Below are 19742 nucleotides of genomic sequence, written 5' to 3'. Positions count from 1 at the left end.
GGATCAGACCGTCTCGAACGCGGCGTCGACGATCCGCACCAGGCTGACGAAGCCGGTGTCGGGATCGGTCCAGGAACCGACTTCGAGTTTGCCGGTGACCTCGATCGTGGCGTTTGCCTGTTCGAAGGTCTGGGCTTCCTTCAGATAAACCACGACAATGTTGTCCGGCCAGTCCGCATCCGACGAGCAGAAGGGGCAAAGCGCCATCGGAATTTCGGTCAGAACGAAGAAGTTGGCCTCGGCCTTCAGCGGCGGCGCCATGAAGCCCTGCATGGAAACGGGCTTGTCCTGAAGGCTATTCAGCTTGTCGGAGAATGTGAGGCCGAGCACGCCCACCGAGCCATACATTTGATCAAAGGTGAGGCTCGATGGAGCCGCGAGCGCCTGTCGCGCCGGCAGCATCAGGGCGACGCCCCCGATGAGCCCGAGCGCGTGACGGCGGCTGATGCGAATGAAGGAAGAAGCGTCCATGGTCACGGCATGACCCCGGTGTCAGTCGGAAAAGGCGAAGGGAACCCGGACTTGTCGCCCGGGCTCCCGCTTGGGTCAGATTTGACCGCTTTTACTTGGCCTGCTTGGTGCCCAAGGCAAAGGCGTCGGCCAGCACGCGGTAAACGTCGCTCTGTTCCATATAGCCCTTGAAGCCTTCCGAGCCCGGGCCGTTCGACTGCAGCACGACGTCGTCCACGGCATGAACGCCGGTGTCGCCATCGCGCGGGATGTTGCCCTGCACGAGAACGGCGCCCGGAACATCCTTGTACTGCTCGTTGGCGATATACTGCTTCTGCTCGTTCTGGATCGCCGGAACGAACGGGCCGTCGAGCTTCGGACGGAAGGTCTCGTAATGATCCGGACCGTTGTTGGCGGCCAGGAACAGGCGGCGCGATACGTCGATCTTGTCGGGATAGCCGTCGCCGTTCTCGTCCGTGTAGTTCGGGAAGCCGGCATCGGCGTAGGTGCCGACCTTTTCGCGCATGTCCGTGCCTTCCTTCTCGTCATCGACCGTGCCGATGATGGAAACGCCATGCGTATGGTCGCCCGTGACGACGATCATCGTGTCCGGGTTGCTCTTGGCGAAGTCCATCGCCACGCGGATGGCCTTGTCGAACTCGATCGTGTCCATCACCGCGCGATCCCAATCCAGCGGATGGGACATCTTGTCGATATTGGCGCCTTCCACCATCAGGAAGAAGCCGTCCTGGTTCTTCGACAGCTGGTCGATCGCGACCTTGGTCATCTCTTCCAGGCCTGGCTGGTTCGGGAACTTGCCGACCGTGCCCTTCTTCAGGAACTCGCGGTCGAGCGTGGAATCCATGTTGCCGGTGTGGAACAGGCCGAGGATCTTGCCGGTATTGGTGCCGGTTGCCTTTTCGAGCTCTTCCTTGTTGGTCGCCAGCGTGTAACCGGCGTCCTGGTACATCTTGACGAAGTCCTTGTCGTCCTTGCGCTTCGAGCCCGGCGTGGCCTGCGGCAGGAAGTAGGCGGAACCGCCGCCCAGGATGACGTCGGGCTTTACATCGAACATCATCTGATTGATTTCGGCCTTGTCGCCGCGCTTGCGGGTGTGGGAGGCCACGGCTGCCGGGGTCGCGTCCTGCAGTTCCGAGGTCGTGACGATGCCGATCGCCTTGTTTGTCTGGCGGCGCAGCGCCTCGGCCATGGTCTCGACCTTCGGGTCGTCCATGGAATCCTTCGTGCGGTCGGCATAAACGCCGATCGCGTTCACGGCCGTCTTATGGCCGGTCATGTAGGCCGACATCGTGTTGGCGCTGTCGGTGGCGATCGCTTCGGTGGAAGACGTGCCGATAAAGGCCATACGGTCGAGGTCGTCCATGGCGAGGCGGCCGTTTGCCTTGCCCTCGGTCATGCCGTGCGACATGATGCGGGCAGCGGTGCGATGGGCAACCGACAGGCCGTCGCCGACGAGGAAGATGACGTTCTTGGCCTTCGGGGTCTCGGCCGTGCCGTAAACGTCCCAGGTGACGGTCTTGGTCTCGTCGCCGGCCTTGGCGACGATCTCATAGGAGCCGGCCTTGGCGATGGTCACGCCCTTAAAGCGGATCGCGGACGCATCGGCATCGGCTTCCTTTTCGATGAACGCGATCTCGCCGCCGAGCACGTCCTTGGCCGGCTTGCCGTTGATCGTGACCGTCACATCGCCTTCAGCAACCACGCCGTCGAACTCGACCTTCATGTCGAATGGCGAGCCGGAAAGGATCGTTGCGCGATCGAGCGGATAGATGGTGGTGGCGCTGGCGACCGTGGCGGTGGCCAAACAGGTCGTTGCAGTCAAAAGGGCGAGCAAGCCGCGCATGGTTGGTTCTCCGGTGAGGATCAGACACAAGCCGCTCGCTAGCGCCTGCGCATGTCAGCCGGATGACAGGTGTATGAGTGGTCGCTGAAGGAGGCGTTCGGGTTGCTGCTTGCCAACCAGCGCCCGATCAATAGCGATCGGCATCGCGCAGCGCGCGCACGAATTCGCCAACATCTTCAGTCTGGACAGGAAGCGTGGCCGTAAGGGCTTGCAGCACAGCAAGGTCCACCGGCTTGCGCGGCTGTTCGTTCGTCGCGCCTTCTCCCCCACCACCCGCCTCGCGCTGGTCAAACGCTCCTACAGCTTGCCGGATCATGTCGGCGAGCTTTTGTGCGGCCAGTGAAGGCGGGCGGGTGTTGGGGGTGAGCATCCACACCTGCATAGGCGTGGCGGGCAGCAAGGGCCGGCGCACCAGCTGGCTTTCCCCATAATCGAGGCCGACGAAGGGCGGCACCACTGACACGCCGACGCCGTTGGCGACAAAGCCGCAGATCGTTTCCGATAGCGGCACTTCGATCGTCGTGCGCTTCTGTACGCCATGTGCCCGAAACGCGCTGTCGATCGTCATCAGCGAGCAATCGTCGCGCGCCAGCGAAATGAAGGGCTCGCTGCGCAGATCCTCGAAGCTGACCGCATTGTTGCGCGCCAGTGGGTGGCCTGCCGGCAGCACGCAGACCATGTCGAAGCGCATGATGAGTTCGGCATCGACCTGCGGATGGTCGAACGGCACGACGGTTAAACCAATATCGATCTGTTGCGCTGCAACCAGTTCGGCAATGCGCGGAGAATGATGGCTTTTCAGCGTGAAATGCAGGTCGGGCTGGGACGCTAGAAACGGCGAAAGGGCATGGGCGAGATAGCGCGTGGCGAGGGCTGCCGGTGCTGCCACGCTGACCTCGCCCCATTCGCGGTTCTTAAGGGCTTTGGCAAGGCGCGCGACACGCTCCGTGCCTGAAAACATGCGGTCCACTTCACCTGCCAGCATGCGCGCTTCCTGGGTCGGCACCAGACGGCCGCCGCTGCGCACGAACAAGGGAAATCCACAGCTTTCTGAGAAGGCGCGCAGGAGCTTGCTGACGGCGGGCTGGCTGACATTCAGGCGCTGTGCGGCGCGCGAGACCGAGCCGGTTTCGATCGTGGCCTGAAAGGCTTCGAGCTGCCGAACGTTCATGGCGTCATCCAAACACAATATGAGCTTTGGTTATATTGATGGGAGAACAAGCTATTTGACAATCATACCTTGGGGATTTCCCCTATGCGTCTAACCTGCGCCTCACGGGGGAGCGCGGGATCGATCAAGGGAACCTGCCGATGCGAACCGTTCTTGGCCTTTGCACCGCCGCGCTGCTGATGTCGGCGCCTGCCTATTCCGCCAACCTGTCCGTGTGCCTGGAAGGCGCGCCGGAGATCTTCAATCCACAGCTGTCGAGCAACGGCACGACGCTGACCGTGCTTGGCCAGATCTACGACAATCTGGTTTCCGTGAAGGCGGGCTCCTCGGAGATCCAGCCGGCGCTGGCGGAAAGCTGGAGCGTTTCGGACGACGCCAAGACCTATACGTTCAAGCTGCGCCAGGGCGTGAAGTGGCAGGCCAACGACCAGTTCACGCCGAGCCGTGACTTCAACGCCGATGATGTCGTGTTCACCTTCGAGCGCATGATGCGCGACGATCACCCTTACGCCAAGGTCGGCGGCGGCACCTTTGTCACCTTCAACACCAAGCTTTCGGACGTGCTGGAAAAGGTCGAGAAGATCGACGACCACACGGTGGCCTTCACGCTGGATGCACCGCTCGCGCCCTTCATCGGCATCATGGCGCACCAGTCGCTGGCGATCACTTCGGCCGAATATGCCGATACGCTTTTGAAGGCCGGCGCGCAGGATCAGTTCGACCGCCAGCCAATAGGCACTGGTCCGTTCCGGCTGGAAGCCTATCAGCAGGACGCGGCCGTGCGCTTGGCTGCGTTCCCGGAAACCTGGGGAGCGGCGATCGGCGACGACATGCGGACCCCGAAGGTCGATGCAGTCGTGATGGCGATCAGCGCCGATGCCTCCGTACGCCTGCAACGGGCCTTGGCGGGCGAATGCCACATCGCGCTCTACCCCAACCTCACAGATCTCAAGCAGATCGAAGACAGCGGCACGCTGGATGCCGTGCCGACGCCTGTTGCGTCTTCCGGCTTCATCACCTTCAACTTCAAACAGAAGGAGTTTCAGGACAAGAAGGTCCGCGAAGCCCTCGCGCATGCCATCAACATGAAGCCGCTGGTGGATGTCGTTTATGACGGCAAGGGCAAGGTGACGGGCTCCCTTGTGCCGCCGGCGCTGTGGGGCACGGCCGATCTCGGCGCTTATGATTACGATCCAGAACTTGCCAAGAAGCTGCTCGCCGAAGCCGGCTACCCCGATGGTTTTTCGACGCAGCTCTGGGCCATTCCGGTGGCTCGGCCCTACATGCCGCACGGCCGCCGCGCGGCCGAGTTCATCCAGGCGGATTGGGCGGCGATTGGCGTCAAGGCCGAGATCATTTCCTATGAATGGTCAGAATACATCACCCGTTCGCGCCAAGGCGAAGCGCAGGTCGGCATGTTCGGCGGCATCTATGATTTCCCCGATCCAAGCCAGATCCCGAACAACTATTTCGGCTGCGATTCCACCGGCAAGCCGAGCCCGTCGAACATCGGCGCGTGGTGCAATGACGCGTTCAATGCGCTGATGAAGAAGGCTGGCGAGATCACCGATCAGGCCGAGCGCGAAAAGCTTTATCGGGAGGCGCAGGATGTGTTCCACGCCGAAGTACCGGCCGTGATCCTCGGCGGCGCCGACACGATCACCGCCGTGAACAAGTCGGTGAAGGGCTTCGTGCCGGCGATCTTCGGCGCGAACCGCCTGTCCGGCGTCAGCGTCGAATAAACCGATCATCCACGAAACAGGGCTTCGGCGCGGGTAGCGCGCCGGGGCGGCAGAAGAAGAAGGGGATGCGCATGCGCGTTCTGATTATCGGCGCCGGAATGCTCGGCGCCAGCACGGCCTACCATCTCGCGCAGCTGGGCGCGGAGGTCGAGATCGTTGATGAGGAACATCAGGGCAAGGCGACGCTCGCCGGTGCGGGCATTGTTTGCCCCTGGGCGACTAAGGCCGACGAGCCGCAATGGTATGAGATGTATGCGGCCGGCGCTCGCTATTACGACACGCTGATCGAAGGCCTGAAGGAGCGCGGCGAAACCAGCATAGGCTACGGCAAGGTCGGCGCCCTTGTGGTGGCCGAAGAGGAAGCCGAGTTCGATGCTGCGGAAGAACGCGTTCTGCGCCGTACGAAGGATGTGCCGGAAGCCGGCACCATCTCCAAACTGACGCCGGAAGAAGCGCGCAAGCTTTTTCCGCCGCTGCGCGAGGACATGCCGGCGATCCATATCTCCGGTGCGGCGCGCGTCGATGCGAGGCTGCTGGCGGCCGCCATGCTGCGTGCTGCTGTATCGCTCGGCGCCACCTTCCGGCGCGACAATGTCACGCTCGCCATGAAAGATGACAAGCCGGTCTGCATTGGCAGCAGCGGCGAGGTGATCGAAGCCGACGAGATCATCGTCACGGCCGGCGCCTGGGCGTCGCGCATCCTGCAGCCGCTTGGGCTTCACCACCCGGTGCAGCCGCAAAAAGGGCAGATCGTGCATCTGTCGCTGCCCGGCGTTGCCACCGCCAAATGGCCGGTGATCCTGCCGATGGGCAGCCATTACATGCTGTCCTTTGACGATTCCCGTGTGGTGATCGGCGCGACGCGCGAAGACAGTTCCGGCTTCGATTATCGCGTCACGGCCGCCGGCGAGCATGAGGTTCTGTCGGCCGGCCTGAAGATCGCGCCGGGTCTGGCCAACGCAACCCACATCGAAACGCGCATTGGCTTCCGGCCGGCGGCACCGACGATCCGCCCGATCCTCGGCCGTGTGCCGGGCATCCAAGGCCTGACGGTCGGCAACGGCCTCGGCGCGTCCGGCCTCACCGTCGGACCGTTTGCCGGCAAGTGCCTGGCCGATCTGGTTGCCGGCAAAAACCTGTCCGCCTCGCTGGACGCCTACGCTCCGCAGGGCCGCGCCTGAACCAAAACCAAACCCATCACCATCGTTCGAGCCGGCACAAACCCCCGTGCCGGTGAGCGGCTCCCTGCATTCAAACAAGAAGGAACCATCCATGATTACCCGTCACCGCAAGGCCCGTACCCTTTATGGCGCCGTCGAGCACAATGGCGTGCTTTACCTTGCCGGCCACGCCGCCTCCGATCTTAACGGCGGCATGAAGGAGCAGACACGCGAAACCTGCGCCAAGATCGAGGCGCTCCTAAAGGAGCTCGGCTCCGACAAGACCAAGCTCCTGTCGGCGCGCATCTATCTCAGCGATATGTCACGCAAGGAGGAAATGAACGAAGCCTGGATGGAATGGCTCGATGAAGCCGACTTGCCCTCGCGCGCCACGATCGGCGGCGCGGATCTCGGTGATCCCAAGCGGCTGATCGAGATCGTCGTGATCGCCGCTAAGGACTAAAGCCGACAGATCGAGGGAGGGCGGGCATGACCAGGCAGCCGAACCACATGGACGATCGTTATGTGACGTCCGAAAAATACGTCACGCTGAAAGGCATCCATGCCGATGCCCGCCGGCATCTATCCGACGTTCATTGGAACTACCTGTGGTGTGGCACCGGTGACGAAGTCACCTTGCGTGAAAACACGGCCGCCTTCGACCGCCATCTGTTCGAAGCGCCTTTGTTCACCGGCGTCAGCAATCCGCGCACGGATACGCGCGTCCTCGACCTCGATCTCAGCTTCCCCGCCTTCATCGCACCTTTTGGCGGCGGAGAATCCGTTTTTCATCCGGATGCGCATCTGGCGATCGGCCGTGCGGCGAAAGCCGTCGGCATCAGCCAGATGGTGCCGGTTGCCGCCTTCCATTCTCTGGAAGAGGTGGCGGCGGCCTCATCGGTCGCTTCCGTGTTCCAGATGACCTTTGCCGGCGACGAAGGCGCGGTGCTCGACATGATCGCGCGCGCCAAGGATGCCGGCTACCGATATATCTGCGTCACATATTCGCCGATCCGGCAATGGCGCGAGCGCATGATGGAAGACCGCTTCAGCGTGCGCGGCGAAAAAGCGCCGTCGAACTTCGGCGAGGGCAAGTCCGACCCCGCCATGCTGCGCGAGCTGCTCGACTTCACGCAACCGCGCTGGACCTGGGAACAGGCCGCGCGCGTCATCGCCAAATCGCCGCTGCCCTGCATGATCAAGGGCGTGATGAGCGTGCGCGATGCTAAGGCTTCGATCGATGCCGGTGCCGTCGCGCTTTACGTCTCGAACTACGGCGCGCGCACCATCGACCGGACGCCGACCACGATCGACGTTTTGCCGGCCGTGCGCGAAGCGGCCGGGCCTGATATGCCGATTATCCTAGATTCCGGCATCCGCCGCGGCAGCGACATCGCGACCGCCTTGGCGCTCGGCGCAAATGCCGTAGCGCTCGGCCGCCTCATCGCGCTCGGCCTTGCTGCCGATGGGGAATATGGCGTGCGCCGCACACTGGAACTGCTGAAGCGCGAGTTCTGGACGACGCTCGGCCATCTCGGCTGCTCGTCGCCGGCCGAACTGAACCGCGACGTGCTGGTTCAGCGCTGAACCTTACTGCTCGGGAATGTTCTCCTTGAAGATCACCTGCAAGCGCGGCAGGTGGCCTTCGTAGGCCGTGCCCTGGATGGCGTGGGTGAGGATGTTCAGGGCTTCGCGGGCTTCGACGCGCGGGTTCTGGTCGATCACCGCGTCGAGCGTGCCGTCGAGCAGCAATTCGCGCGTGCCGGCGGTGACATCATGGGCGACGAAGATGACGTCGCCGCTGCGGCCGCGTTCCTTCAGCGCCTTGGCGATACCTGTATTGCCCGCGCCGACATTGTAGATCGCGGCCAGATCCGGGTGGCGGTCGAGCAGCGCGCAGGCTTCCGCATAGGCCTTCTCGCGGTCATCCAGCATTTCCCGCATTTCGACGATGTGGAGGTTCTGCGCTTCCTCGTTGAGGATGTGGCGAAAGCCCATCTCGCGCTCTTCATGGCCGCGATACGCCAGCGAGCCGGCAAACAGCGCGACCTTGGCCTCACCCTTGCCGACGAAGCGCTTCACGAGAAAGCCTGCGAGCCTGCCCGCCGCGCGATTGTCGATGCCGACATAAGCGATGCGTGGGACATGGAGAATGTCGGACGCAATGGTCACGACCTTGACCCCGCTGGCCGACAGCGAGCGGATCGCTTCGCGCACCGTGGGGTGATCGAGCGCAATCACGCCGACGCCCTGCGTCTTGCCATTGAGGCTGTGAAGGGTTCGCGCCAGCGCATCGGGATCGAAGCCCTCGATGGCTTCAACATGGACGGTCAAGCCGGCCCGGCTTTTCGCCTGTGTTTCGAGTTCCAGGCGCAGGGCCTTCATGAAGGGGTTCGTGCCGGCCGGCAGGGCAAAATGCAGGTTGAGCGCTTCGGCGGAGCGCGGTACAGCGGGCGAAGTTGCGTCCTCGTCTCCGATATAGCCAAGGCGTTGTGCCGTTTCCAAGACGATCTGGCGGGTGCGCGATCGTACGCCGGAGCGGTTGTTCAGGACGCGGTCGACCGTGGCCGGTGATACGCCGGCTTCCCTGGCCACATCGATCAACGTCGCGCGCAACAAGAGCACTCCCCAACCTGCAGGCTCGTTCATACCGCGAATCGTATCGAAGTGGCGGCCTGTCGATGGGATTTGATGAACGCTTGGTAATCGCAACGCAAGCACGACGGTTTTTACACCAAGCCTTAAATCGACGATCAAACAGCTGCAAAAGTCGTCTGACTGAAAATGATGTTTTATGCTTATAAATGATGTTGACAGCGGAAGCGATCGCAAGTCAGTATTATCGCGGATCGGTTGAGGAGCCGGTTTGAGGGAGGAACCTCATGTCTGACCCATTGCGTTCTCCGGGGCATTGCCTTCGGATCCGCGAAGTCGTGCCGCCGCACGTTTGTTAGCCATCCATTTCCTTCCACCATATTGCTGAAAGACGCCCAAAGCGCGCTGCCATTTGCCCGTTCTGCGCTGTTAAACGCGCAATCCGCGTGAGGCGTCATGGGTGATGCAGCCAGTTTGAAGCGGGAAGGGAGTTTGTCCGTGACACAGTTTGAACCGGATGTGACTGTTCGGACGAAAGACTATCGGATCGGCGCAATTGGTGCCGGCATGATCATGTCCGAGTGCCATCTCGCCGCCTACAAGCAAGCCGGCTTCACCGTTGCCGCCATCACTTCTCGCACCAAAGCCAATGCGCAGAAGGTGGCTGAGCGCTGGGAGATTACGACTGTTCACGACACGCCGGATGCCCTGATCGAAGATTCCAGCATCGAGATCATCGACCTGGCTTATCCGCCGGATCAGCAGCCTGATCTGATCCGCAAAGCGCTGCAGCAACAACACATCAAAGGTATCCTGGCGCAGAAGCCGCTCGCCCTTTCGCTCGAAGAAGCGATCAAGCTGCGCGACGAGGCAAAGGCTGCCGGCAAGATCCTCTCCGTCAACCAGAACATGCGCTACGACCAATCCATGCGCGTGCTGAAGCAGATTATCGACAGCGGTGCGCTGGGCGAGATCGTCTTCGCGCAGATCGACATGCACGCCATCCCGCACTGGCAGCCGTTCCTGGAAAACTATGACCGCCTGACGCTCTCCAACATGAGCGTGCACCACCTCGACGTGCTGCGCTTCCTGCTCGGCCAACCCACTGAAATTACAACGCAAACACGCAAAGACCCACGCACGACATTCGAGCATTCCGACGGCATCACCGTCTCGACCCTGCGCTTTGCATCCGGCGCTTTGGCCGTCTCGCTGGAGGATGTGTGGTCTGGTCCGCGGCAGGATGGTTATAAAGACGACCAGCACATCAACTGGCGGGTCGACGGTACGAAGGGTGTCGCCAAGGGCACGATCGGCTGGCCAACCGGTGCGGCCTCCACGCTGACCTATGCGTCGACCGAGACGACCGGGGGCGAGTGGGTGACGCCGACCTGGGACACGATGTGGTTCCCGCATGCCTTTATCGGCGTCATGGAGCAGTTGCAGCATGCCATCAAAACCGGCGAAGCACCCGCTTTGTCCGTTGCCGACAATGTCGAGACCATGGCGCTGATCGAGGCGGGTTACCGCTCGATCACGGAGGAGCGCACGGTCAAGCTTTCCGAAATACCGACGCATTGAAGATCCAGGGAGGATTACAATCATGATGCAAGCCGGCATTTTCACGGGCTATTTCCCGTACGGCCTTGAAGAAACGGCCAAGAAAATCAGGGCGTTGGACTTCAACACGGTCCAGCTCGACCTGCATTTCAAGGATGTCGATCTCTCGGCCGGCCAGATCACGACCGAGAAGGCAAAGAAGGTGCGCGACACGTTCCGCGACCATCACCTGCCGATCTCCTGCATCTCCGCCTATACCAACATCATCCATCCCGATAAGAGCGAGCGCGAAAAGCGCGTCGGCTATCTCAAGGAGATCATCCGCAACGCCCGCCACTTCGGCACGCCTTACGTTATCTCGGAAACCGGCACCTACAACACCGATTCCGACTGGGTTCACCACGAGAAGAACAAGACGGAAGAGGGCTTTGAGGAATGCCGCAAGGTGATCTCCGACCTCGCCCAGACTGCTTACGACCACGGTTCGGTGTTCCTGCTCGAAACCTATGTGAACAACGTAGTCGGTTCGGTGGAAGAAACCGTGAAGATGTTCGCGCAGGTCGACCATCCCGGCCTGGGTCTGCTGATGGATCCAACCAACTATTTCGAGACCCACAACATCGACAAGATGGACCAGATCCTCAATCAGGTCTTCGACACGCTCACGGACAAGATCAAGATTGCCCACGCCAAGGACGTGAAGCGTTCAGGCGACGACAAGTCCGAAAAGCACGCCGATATCGGAGATGAGACGGCGTCCGAAAGCCATACTTTCCGCGGCGTTGGCGAGATCGAACTGCCGGCACCGGGTCTCGGTTCGCTGAACTACGACCTCTACCTCCAGCGCCTCGCCGAAAAGCACCCCAACATCCCGATGATCATTGAGCACCTATCGGAAGACGACGTGCCGCGCGCCAAGAAATTCCTCGACGGCAAGCTGCGCGACAACGGGTTGTAAGAACGAGGCCGAGGGAGGCACGGATGATGAAGACGGTCCTGAAACTGGCTGGGGTCACGCTGATTGCCTGCGCCGGGTTTGTCGCGCAGGGTCATGCGCAGGAAGGCAAGAAGACTTTCTACCTTCTGTCGCATGGCGGCCCGTCCGATGCTTTCTGGCTGGATTGGAACGCGGGCGCGCAAAGCGCCTGCGAGCAGCTCAACGTGACCTGCCAGATCTCTTTCTCGGGCGGCGATATGGCGGCCCAGAAGGAAGCCCTCAACTCGGCCATCGCTGCTGCACCGGATGGGATCGCCACCACGTCAGCGCAGGCTGGCCTTTGGACGCAAGAAGTGAAGGCTGCCAAGGATGCTGGCATCCCGATCGTCTTCTTCAACACCGACGATCCCGACACCGGCCGGCAAGCCTATGTCGGCGCCGATCTCACGCAAGCTGGCGTCACATGGGCCAAATACCTCGTCGAAAACAAGCTCGTGAAGCAAGGGGATAAGGTCTTCCTGCCGGTGGAAGTGCCGGGCGCAAGCTATCAGCAGCTGGAAACTTCAGGCATTGCCTCGGTCTTCGACCCGCTGGGGATTACCTATGACGTGGTGGATGCCGGCACCGATCCGGCCGGCATTATTGCCAAGATGAGCGATTACATGCTCGCCAACAACCCGCCTGCGATCATCGCGCTAGGCGACTCGGTTGCCGCTGCCATCAAGCCGGTGTTCGACAATGCGGGCATCGCGCCCGGTTCTCTACCGGTGGTGGGCTGGGGCAACGCGAAGGAAACGGCGGAAGCCGTGCGCGACGGCTACTTCAAGGCCGCCGCCTGGCAATATCCGTCGGCGCAGGGTTTCATGCCGGTGGCGCTACTCAATCTCGCCGCATCGGGCGAGCCCATCGGCTATGATGTCCAGACCTTCAGCCTCTACGACCAGGCAAGCGTCGATCCAATCCTCAAGCTTTATTCCAAGTAGACCAACTTTCGTTGGCCATGAAGGTCGGCGGCCGCTTGCTGGAAGACGAAATGTCCGTTGTTACCGAACCTGATGTGCTGCCTCGCCGCCGCTGGCGCGGGATCGCTGCATCACCTGAAGTTGCCTCGCTGATCATCCTGGCGATCGTCCTGATCGGCTTCTCGCTTGCGCGGCCAGCTTTCCTTTCGCCGCTCAATGTCTCCAACATGATGGCGTTTCTGCCGGAGCTCGGCATCATCGCGCTCGGCATGACGCTGCTGCTCACCGCAGGCGAGTTCGATTTGTCGGTCGGCGCAACCTTTGCGCTCGGGCCGGTGATCGTAATGCTGCTCGCGCAAAACGGCGTTGTCGATATCGGCACGGCGCTGGCGATCGGGCTTCTGGTCTGCATTGCCATCGGCACGATCAACGGGTTGATCGTTACCAAGATCGGCATCTCGTCTTTTCTGGTGACGCTGTCGATGCTGATGATCGTGCGCGGCGTGGCACTCTATATCACGCAGGGCTTTCCGCTGAAGGCGTGGAACGAACCGGGCGTGTTCGTGACGATGCTGGCGGGGAGCTTCACGCTCGGCGGCTTTCGGCTTTACACCTCGCTCTGGTGGTTCATCGGCCTGACGATCCTCACCGCCTATGTTCTCAACTACTCCAAGCTTGGCAACTGGATCAGCGCGATCGGCTCCAACCGCAATGCGGCCGTGGCGCGCGGCGTGCCGGCTGACCGGGTCAAGATCGGCCTGTTCATCCTGACCTCGGTTCTGGCCGGACTTGCCGGCATGATCAGCGCGTTTCGCATCTCCAACGCCTCGCCTGTGGCGGGTACCGGTTATGAGCTGGAAGTCATTGCGATGGTGGTGGTCGGCGGAACGGCTCTGACGGGCGGACGAGGAACGGTGCTGGGCACGATCATCGGCGCCCTCATGTTGCGTGCGATCCGCAACGGCATCGTCCTCATCGGCGTGCCGGGCCTCGCCTTCAACATCTTCGTCGGCGCGATCATCCTGGTGATGCTCATCGTCCATGCCACGATCCAGAAGGGAGGCGGGCGGCGATGAACGAGGCTCAGGAAATCCTGCGGCTCGACCGTGTTCGCAAGAGCTTCGGCAATGTTCATGCTCTACGCAACGCCTCGATGGTCGTGCGCGAAGGCGAGGTAGTCGCGCTGCTCGGCGATAATGGCGCCGGCAAGTCCACCTTGATCAAGGCAATCTCCGGCGTGCATCCCTTCGATGGTGGCGAGATCCGTGTGCGCGGGGAAAAGGCGGAGATCCGCACTGCGCGCGATGCGATGGATCTCGGCATCGAGACGATCCATCAGGACACGTCGCTTGCTCCCGATCTTTCCATAGCGCGGAACCTGTTTCTCGGTCGCGAGCCGGTGAAGATGCCATGGCTCGGCGTCTTCGCGCCGCTCGATTTCGGCGCCCTAAACCAAGCCGCAACAACGCTTCTGAAGCGCGTCGGCATATCAAAGAAACTGGACGCGGATGTGCTGGTCAACACGCTGTCGGGCGGTGAACGGCAGTCGATCGCCATTTCGCGCGCCATGCAGTTCGCCGCCAAGCTGATTATTCTGGACGAACCGACTAACAATCTCGGCGTGGAAGAAACGCACGGCGTGCTGCGCTTCGTGAGGGATGTGAAGGCTGCCGGGCATAGCGTGCTCTTCATCACGCATAACATCCATCACGTCTTTCAGGTTGCCGACCGCCTAGTGGTGATGCGGCGCGGTGAAGTAGTGGCCGAGCGTGCTGTTGCCGATACCGATCTTCTGTCCGTGGAAGCGCTGATCATGGGTGTCGATGTGGCCGATCTCGCGCAAGACGGCGGGGCGCATTGAGGAAGGCCCAATGGTAAAGCTCTACGGCCAAACCCTCACCCGCCGCGATGTGGCGGAGCGGTCGGGCATGCTGTCGCAATTCGCTGGCGTCCGCTTGATGACCTTGGGCGATGGCGTCGAGCGTGGCGTGCGGATGCTGGAGTTTCGTACGGGCTCCGGTCTGCGGTTCACGGCGCTGGTGGATCGGGCGCTCGATATTGCGGATTGCGACTACAAGGGGCAGGCGATTGGGTGGCATTCGCCGACTGGCTTTCGGCACCCCGGACTGCATGAATATGAGGGCGAGAAAGGGCTGGCTTGGGCGCGGTCCTTTTCCGGGCTGCTCGTGACTTGCGGGCTCGACCATATCCTTGGGCCCGGCGAGGTGCCGGCTGACGAATACAACTACCCCGGCAAGCAGGGCATCACGCATTCCCTGCACGGCCGCGTCGGTACGATCCCTGCGCGGCTGACAGGCTATGGCGAAAGCTGGGATGGCGACGAATGCGTGTTGTGGGCGGAAGGGATCGTGCAGCAGTCGGCCGTGTTCGGGGAGGACCTGCATCTCATCCGCCGCATCGAAGCCGATGTCGGCGGCAACGAGATCCGCATCCGCGATCGGGTGATCAATCACGGCTTTGTTCGCACGCCGCATATGCTCTTCTACCACGTCAATGTCAGCCATCCCCTGGTGGATGAAGGCGCGCGCTACGTTGCGCCGATCGCCGATGTGGTGTGGGCGGCGCATGCGGGGGATGCCTATCGCGCGCAAGGGGTCGGCTACCGCACGCTGCCCAAACCACAGCTCGGCTTTCGCGAGCAGGTCTGGCAGCACGAAATGGCGGCGGATGCGAAAGGCGATGTTCCCGTTGCCGTGCTCAACGACGCTCTCGGCCTCGGCTTCCAGGTCACGACCCGAAAAAATCAGCTGCCTTGCGCCTATCAATGGCAGAACTTTCAGGCCGGACACTATGCGCTGGGTATCGAGCCTTCGACCCACCATGTGCTGGGCGACCTCGTAGCACGCGAACGCGGCGAGATGATCTGGCTCGACCATGACGAAAGCCGCGCATACGAGGTTTCATTCCGCGTTCTGGACGGCGGGGAAGCGCTTGCGGATGCCGAAGCCGCGATCCGCAGCATCGCCATTCAGCCTGCCGATGATTACCCCACGCCCTCCGGCCATTTCAGATCGCTGTAACGAAATGACGGAAAATGAGGTAAAAAGAGATAAAATGCTTTGTTATCTTGATGTTTAACAAGGCGAATGCTATATGCTGAAGCGTGCGACATGCGGAGGAGACTGGCTTGCTTTGTGAGCCAGGCCGCATCATCCGGGAGGCTTGAATGAGCATTGTTGAGGGCTTTCAGCCCAAGAAGACTGTTCGCGATTATAGCCTGACTGGCCTCAGCGCCCGCGAAGCTGTCGAGAACGGTCTGGCTGCCGCCGAGTGGTACCATACCGATGTTTCCCGCAAGGAAATGAAGGCGCTGATGCAGCGTTCCGATCAGCCTGCGATCCGCGACACGATCATCTGGCTAGGCGTAATGGTGCTGGCTGCAGCGGGCGCGATTGCGACATGGGGCAGCTGGTGGTGCGTGCCGTTATTCCTTGTTTACGGCGTGCTGTATGGCTCGGCGAGCGACTCGCGCTGGCATGAATGCAGCCATGGCACGGCGTTCAAGACGCGCTGGATGAACGATGTCGTTTACCAGATCGCCTCCTTCATGCTGATGCGCAATCCGGTGACGTGGCGCTGGAGCCATGCGCGCCATCACACCGATACGATTATCGTCGGTCGTGACGCCGAGATCGCGGTGATGCGCCCGCCGGATCTGCTGAAGGCTGGTTTGATGTTCACCGGCCTGCTCGACTTCCGCTATTCGCTGCCGACGCTGTTCCGCCAGGCGATCCTCGGCCTCAACGCGGAAGAGAAGTCCTATGTGCCGGAAATGGAGTTCGCCAAGGCGCAGACGGCCGCTCAGTGGCATGTCGCGATCTATGTCGTGACGATCGCCGTTGCGGTTGCCACCTGGTCGTTCCTGCCGCTGATGCTGGTGGGCCTGCCGCGCCTTTACGGCAGCTGGCACATGATACTGACCGGTCTGTTGCAGCATCTCGGCCTGGCCGACAATGTCACAGATCATCGCCTGAACACGCGCACCGTCTACATGAACCCGGTGAGCCGCTTCATCTATTGGAACATGAACTACCACGTCGAACACCACATGTACCCGATGGTGCCTTATCATGCGCTGCCCAGGCTGCATGAGATGATCAAGCACGATCTGCCGACGCCGAACCCCTCCATGTGGCACGCCTACAAGGAAATCTGGCCCGTGCTCCTCCAGCAGCTGCGCTACGAGGATCATTATCTCAAGCGCGACCTGCCGGCGACGGCGCGGCCTTATCGCGGCGAGTATCACGACTTCGAACTGGCCGCTGCCGAGTAGGGGCGCGCCAGCCGGCGTGGCGGTACTGCCGCGCCTTCAACCCCGCGCGTGCCCTCACGCGACGCGCAAGGCAACTTGCATCTTCTGGAGGACTTTCATGGCCGGTTGGGTTGACGCCTGCGGCGCCGACGACGTGGACGAGGAGGATGTAATCCGCTTCGACCACGAGGGCCGCACCTTCGCGATCTATCGGTCGCCTGACGACGACTACTTCGCCACCGACGGTCTTTGCACGCATGAGAAGATCCACCTGGCCGATGGTCTGGTGATGGACGACATTATCGAGTGCCCCAAGCACAACGGCCGCTTCAACTACAAGACCGGTCAGGCCAAGGGTGCGCCCGTCTGCGTAAACCTGAAGACTTATCCGGTGAAGGTGGAAGCCGGCCGCGTCATGATCGATATCGGCTGAGGCTCGGGTGATGCAGGACGCGGGCATGGTGATCGTTGGTGCTGGCGAATGCGGTCTCCGCGCTGCGATGAGCTTGCGCGAACAGGGATACCACGGTCGTGTCACGCTGATTGGCGCCGAAGTCCATCTGCCTTATGAGCGACCGCCACTGTCGAAAGACGCCATGGCGGGCGAGACTTTGCCAACGCCGAAGACGATCACCAGCCGTGACGTGCTTGATGCACAGGGGATCAGCCTGATCAGCGGCGTGACGGTGAGAGCGATCGACCGCGCTGGCAGGTTCGTGCGGCTTTCGACCGGTGAGAGCATCCCTTATGACAAGCTGTTGCTTGCGACCGGTGCGGAGCCACGGCGTCTGCCAATGGCGGAAGGCTTGAGCCGCTGCGTCACCCTGCGAACCTTTGACGATGCTTTGGCGATCCGTTCGCATCTTACCCGCGGCATACGTGTGGCGGTGATCGGCGGCGGCTTCATTGGGCTGGAACTGGCAGCCGCGGCGCGGCGGCTTGGCTGCCCGGTGACGGTGATCGAAAGTCTCCCACGCATTCTGGCGCGTGCGGTCCCGGCCGAGATCGCGGCGATCATCCATGCGGAGCATGTCGCGCATGGCGTCGATATTCGCACGGGTACGGGTTTGGCTTCGATGGAGGAAGGTCCGGACGGTCTCAGCATCGCCTTAGCGGATGGTGCGTCGGTTGAGGCCGACCTTTGCATCATCGGCATCGGTGCCGTGCCGCATGTCGGCCTTGCCCAAGAGGCTGGTCTCAGCGTAGACAATGGGATTGCAGTGGATGCCGAGTTGCGAACGGATGATCCGCATATCTTTGCGGCCGGGGACTGCTGTTCCTTTCCGCTCGATCTTTATGGCGGCCGCCGCATCAGGCTGGAAGCCTGGCGCAATGCGCAGGAACAAGGCGCCTTGGCAGCTGCCAACATGCTGGGTGGGCATGAGGGGCACAAGGCCGTGCCGTGGTTCTGGTCGGATCAGTATGGACTTGGCCTGCAGATTGCAGGGCTTTGTGATGAGGGCCCTCAGACCGTGCGGCGCGATGTCGGCGAGGTCGCTTTCATCCTGTTCCACCTCGCCGAAGATGGTCGGCTGGTGGCCGCGTCGGGTATCGGGCCGGGTAACGCGATCGCTCGCGATATACGCTTGGCCGAAATGCTGATTGCCAAGCGAGCCTGTCCGCCGGTCGACAAGCTTGCGGCCGCCGACACGAAGCTCAAGGCGCTGCTTGCCGCATAAAGCTGATCTAAGAAGGGGATGGATTTCATGAGCCGTTCAAGGCCGACCGTTGCGGATCTGCGCGCCATCAAGGGCAAACGGCAGCTCACCATGCTGCGCGTCATGACGCTGGAGGAAGCCGAGGCCGCTGAACGGGCCGACGTCGACATCGTGTCTATCCCGCCGGAGTTGATGCTCGATCCGCGCTATCGCGACGCCGCGCCAAGCCTGTTTTCCATGCCGGGCGAGAACTTCTTCGACATCGGCACGGCGGACGATTTCGTGCGCTGGTCGTTCAAGATGGTGAAGGCAAGCGCCGACGCCGTTTATTGCAGCGCGAGTATCGCCACGATCAAGCGCATGGCGGACGAGGCCATTCCAGTCATTGGCCATGTCGGGCTGATCCCGTCACGACGAACCTGGACCGGAGGATGGAAGGCTGTGGGTAAGACAGCGGACAGCGCGCTTGCCATGCTGGAACAAGTTCGCCAGCTCGAAGCGGCCGGCGCGGTCGGTGCCGAGATAGAGGTCGTGCCGGTGGAGGTTGCCGAGGCGATCTCGCAGCGGACATCACTGTTCATGATCTCCATGGGCTCGGGCACGGGGTGCGACGCGCAATATTTGTTTGCGGAGGATGTGCTAGGCGCCAACCGCGGTCACATGCCCCGGCACTCCAAGGTCTACCGCAACTTCGCGGCGGAGTATGACCGCTTGCAGACCGAGCGCATCGCCGCCTTTTCCGAGTTCGTCGCCGATGTAAACAGCACTGCCTATCCAGAAGACCGCCATGTCGTGCGGATGGATCCGGCTGAACTGGACATCTTCTTGCAGCGGGTCGATGGGGCCTGACGCGCTGCCTTTTTCTTGTTGCTGATCGCGGGCATAATTTGAGGGAATTTCGATGACGACAGGCTTTTTCGGCGACATTGCGCCGGTGCGCTTCGAGGGAACGGACAGCACCAATCCGCTGGCTTATCGCCACTACAACAAGGACGAGATGGTCGCCGGCAAGCGGATGGAGGACCATCTGCGCTTTGCCGTGGCCTACTGGCACTCCTTTGCCTGGGAGGGCAGCGATCCGTTTGGCGGGCAGACGTTCGAGCGGCCGTGGTTCACGACGGATATGGCCGGCGCGCGGCTGAAGGCCGATGTTGCGTTCGAGATGTTCTCGGCGCTTGGCGCGCCGTTCTATTGCTTCCACGATGCTGATGTTCGGCCGGAAGGCGAGACCTTTGCGGAAAGCGCCAAGCGGCTCGACGAGATCGTCGACATCTTTGCGCGCAAGCAGGAAGAAACCGGCGTCAAGCTGCTGTGGGGCACGGCAAACCTGTTCTCGCATCGCCGCTATATGGCAGGTGCCGCGACCAATC

General features: G+C 61.7%; 18 protein-coding genes and 1 pseudogene. 15 read left to right on the top strand and 4 right to left on the bottom strand.

What is annotated here, in order from left to right:
* Positions 1 to 3: 3 nt before the first annotated feature.
* The 3 genes from IE166_RS18585 to IE166_RS18575 all read right to left on the bottom strand — a co-directional run bounded on the left by IE166_RS18585 (position 4) and on the right by IE166_RS18575 (position 3485).
* Complete coding sequence (locus IE166_RS18585) at positions 4 to 471, bottom strand: hypothetical protein (RefSeq protein WP_189506929.1); 468 nt, start codon at positions 469 to 471, stop codon at positions 4 to 6.
* 91 nt (positions 472 to 562) lie between these two features.
* Positions 563 to 2314: an alkaline phosphatase gene (locus tag IE166_RS18580; RefSeq protein ID WP_189506927.1), complete on the bottom strand. Its 1752-nt coding sequence runs from the start codon at positions 2312 to 2314 to the stop codon at positions 563 to 565.
* Positions 2315 to 2441: 127 nt separating this feature from the next.
* Complete coding sequence (locus tag IE166_RS18575) at positions 2442 to 3485, bottom strand: LysR substrate-binding domain-containing protein (RefSeq protein ID WP_189506926.1); 1044 nt, start codon at positions 3483 to 3485, stop codon at positions 2442 to 2444.
* Positions 3486 to 3625: 140 nt separating this feature from the next.
* On the opposite strand from IE166_RS18575, the gene IE166_RS18570 reads away from it, so the two are divergent.
* From IE166_RS18570 to IE166_RS18555, 4 genes are all read left to right on the top strand, one after another.
* Positions 3626 to 5227 (top strand): ABC transporter substrate-binding protein, encoded by a 1602-nt coding sequence (locus tag IE166_RS18570; RefSeq protein ID WP_189506924.1) that lies wholly within the window; start codon positions 3626 to 3628, stop codon positions 5225 to 5227.
* Positions 5228 to 5298: 71 nt separating this feature from the next.
* Entirely contained in the window at positions 5299 to 6408 is a 1110-nt protein-coding gene (locus IE166_RS18565) for an NAD(P)/FAD-dependent oxidoreductase (RefSeq protein WP_189506922.1), read from the top strand.
* A gap of 91 nt (positions 6409 to 6499) precedes the next feature.
* Positions 6500 to 6850 (top strand): RidA family protein, encoded by a 351-nt coding sequence (locus IE166_RS18560; RefSeq protein WP_189506920.1) that lies wholly within the window; start codon positions 6500 to 6502, stop codon positions 6848 to 6850.
* Positions 6851 to 6876: 26 nt separating this feature from the next.
* On the top strand, positions 6877 to 7974 hold the full coding sequence (locus tag IE166_RS18555) for an alpha-hydroxy acid oxidase (RefSeq protein WP_189506918.1): 1098 nt from the start codon (positions 6877 to 6879) through the stop codon (positions 7972 to 7974).
* 3 nt (positions 7975 to 7977) lie between these two features.
* Here IE166_RS18555 and IE166_RS18550 read toward each other — a convergent pair whose 3' ends face one another.
* Positions 7978 to 9003: a LacI family DNA-binding transcriptional regulator gene (locus IE166_RS18550; RefSeq protein WP_189507218.1), complete on the bottom strand. Its 1026-nt coding sequence runs from the start codon at positions 9001 to 9003 to the stop codon at positions 7978 to 7980.
* Positions 9004 to 9438: 435 nt separating this feature from the next.
* On the opposite strand from IE166_RS18550, the gene IE166_RS18545 reads away from it, so the two are divergent.
* From IE166_RS18545 to IE166_RS18495, 11 genes and pseudogenes are all read left to right on the top strand, one after another.
* Entirely contained in the window at positions 9439 to 10563 is a 1125-nt protein-coding gene (locus tag IE166_RS18545) for a Gfo/Idh/MocA family protein (protein WP_189506916.1), read from the top strand.
* Positions 10564 to 10585: 22 nt separating this feature from the next.
* Positions 10586 to 11500, top strand: a complete 915-nt coding sequence (locus tag IE166_RS18540) for a sugar phosphate isomerase/epimerase family protein (protein WP_189506914.1) — start codon at positions 10586 to 10588, stop codon at positions 11498 to 11500.
* A gap of 23 nt (positions 11501 to 11523) precedes the next feature.
* Positions 11524 to 12462 carry a sugar ABC transporter substrate-binding protein gene (locus tag IE166_RS18535; RefSeq protein ID WP_189506912.1) on the top strand — a complete coding sequence of 313 codons (939 nt, stop codon included), beginning with the start codon at positions 11524 to 11526 and terminating at the stop codon, positions 12460 to 12462.
* A 50-nt stretch (positions 12463 to 12512) separates the two neighbouring features.
* Positions 12513 to 13517, top strand: coding sequence for an ABC transporter permease (locus IE166_RS18530; protein ID WP_189507216.1), 1005 nt, complete (start codon positions 12513 to 12515; stop codon positions 13515 to 13517).
* Positions 13514 to 14302 (top strand): ATP-binding cassette domain-containing protein, encoded by a 789-nt coding sequence (locus tag IE166_RS18525; RefSeq protein WP_189506911.1) that lies wholly within the window; start codon positions 13514 to 13516, stop codon positions 14300 to 14302. Before IE166_RS18530 ends, IE166_RS18525 begins: the two co-directional genes overlap by 4 nt.
* Before the next feature lie 10 nt (positions 14303 to 14312).
* On the top strand, positions 14313 to 15482 hold the full coding sequence (locus IE166_RS18520; protein ID WP_189506909.1) for an aldose 1-epimerase family protein: 1170 nt from the start codon (positions 14313 to 14315) through the stop codon (positions 15480 to 15482).
* Between the two features lie 146 nt (positions 15483 to 15628).
* Complete coding sequence (locus tag IE166_RS18515) at positions 15629 to 16735, top strand: fatty acid desaturase family protein (RefSeq protein ID WP_189506907.1); 1107 nt, start codon at positions 15629 to 15631, stop codon at positions 16733 to 16735.
* Positions 16736 to 16832: 97 nt separating this feature from the next.
* Positions 16833 to 17147: a MocE family 2Fe-2S type ferredoxin gene (locus IE166_RS18510; RefSeq protein ID WP_189506905.1), complete on the top strand. Its 315-nt coding sequence runs from the start codon at positions 16833 to 16835 to the stop codon at positions 17145 to 17147.
* Positions 17148 to 17157: 10 nt separating this feature from the next.
* The gene (locus IE166_RS18505) at positions 17158 to 18393 is read left to right on the top strand and encodes an NAD(P)/FAD-dependent oxidoreductase (protein WP_244641584.1); all 1236 of its coding nucleotides are present in this window, start codon (positions 17158 to 17160) and stop codon (positions 18391 to 18393) included.
* Between the two features lie 27 nt (positions 18394 to 18420).
* Complete coding sequence (locus tag IE166_RS18500; RefSeq protein ID WP_189506896.1) at positions 18421 to 19221, top strand: 3-methyl-2-oxobutanoate hydroxymethyltransferase; 801 nt, start codon at positions 18421 to 18423, stop codon at positions 19219 to 19221.
* 52 nt (positions 19222 to 19273) lie between these two features.
* Positions 19274 to 19742: pseudogene (locus IE166_RS18495) on the top strand (xylose isomerase); the annotation flags it as partial.

The organism is Tianweitania populi (assembly GCF_014652875.1).
GTDB lineage: Bacteria > Pseudomonadota > Alphaproteobacteria > Rhizobiales > Rhizobiaceae > Tianweitania > Tianweitania populi.
This window is presented reverse-complemented; position numbering and strand designations above follow the sequence as displayed.

What these genes read in the sequence shown, in the direction of transcription:
- IE166_RS18505 (WP_244641584.1), top strand. Translation starts at nt 17,158, where the DNA reads ATGCAGGACGCGGGCATGGTGATCGTTGGTGCTGGCGAATGCGGTCTC.
- IE166_RS18585 (WP_189506929.1), bottom strand. Translation starts at nt 471, where the DNA reads ATGGACGCTTCTTCCTTCATTCGCATCAGCCGCCGTCACGCGCTCGGG.
- IE166_RS18575 (WP_189506926.1), bottom strand. Translation starts at nt 3,485, where the DNA reads ATGAACGTTCGGCAGCTCGAAGCCTTTCAGGCCACGATCGAAACCGGC.
- IE166_RS18580 (WP_189506927.1), bottom strand. Translation starts at nt 2,314, where the DNA reads ATGCGCGGCTTGCTCGCCCTTTTGACTGCAACGACCTGTTTGGCCACC.
- IE166_RS18515 (WP_189506907.1), top strand. Translation starts at nt 15,629, where the DNA reads ATGAGCATTGTTGAGGGCTTTCAGCCCAAGAAGACTGTTCGCGATTAT.
- IE166_RS18555 (WP_189506918.1), top strand. Translation starts at nt 6,877, where the DNA reads ATGACCAGGCAGCCGAACCACATGGACGATCGTTATGTGACGTCCGAA.
- IE166_RS18540 (WP_189506914.1), top strand. Translation starts at nt 10,586, where the DNA reads ATGATGCAAGCCGGCATTTTCACGGGCTATTTCCCGTACGGCCTTGAA.
- IE166_RS18545 (WP_189506916.1), top strand. Translation starts at nt 9,439, where the DNA reads ATGGGTGATGCAGCCAGTTTGAAGCGGGAAGGGAGTTTGTCCGTGACA.
- IE166_RS18560 (WP_189506920.1), top strand. Translation starts at nt 6,500, where the DNA reads ATGATTACCCGTCACCGCAAGGCCCGTACCCTTTATGGCGCCGTCGAG.
- IE166_RS18510 (WP_189506905.1), top strand. Translation starts at nt 16,833, where the DNA reads ATGGCCGGTTGGGTTGACGCCTGCGGCGCCGACGACGTGGACGAGGAG.
- IE166_RS18530 (WP_189507216.1), top strand. Translation starts at nt 12,513, where the DNA reads ATGTCCGTTGTTACCGAACCTGATGTGCTGCCTCGCCGCCGCTGGCGC.
- IE166_RS18565 (WP_189506922.1), top strand. Translation starts at nt 5,299, where the DNA reads ATGCGCGTTCTGATTATCGGCGCCGGAATGCTCGGCGCCAGCACGGCC.
- IE166_RS18570 (WP_189506924.1), top strand. Translation starts at nt 3,626, where the DNA reads ATGCGAACCGTTCTTGGCCTTTGCACCGCCGCGCTGCTGATGTCGGCG.
- IE166_RS18525 (WP_189506911.1), top strand. Translation starts at nt 13,514, where the DNA reads ATGAACGAGGCTCAGGAAATCCTGCGGCTCGACCGTGTTCGCAAGAGC.
- IE166_RS18535 (WP_189506912.1), top strand. Translation starts at nt 11,524, where the DNA reads ATGATGAAGACGGTCCTGAAACTGGCTGGGGTCACGCTGATTGCCTGC.
- IE166_RS18520 (WP_189506909.1), top strand. Translation starts at nt 14,313, where the DNA reads ATGGTAAAGCTCTACGGCCAAACCCTCACCCGCCGCGATGTGGCGGAG.
- IE166_RS18500 (WP_189506896.1), top strand. Translation starts at nt 18,421, where the DNA reads ATGAGCCGTTCAAGGCCGACCGTTGCGGATCTGCGCGCCATCAAGGGC.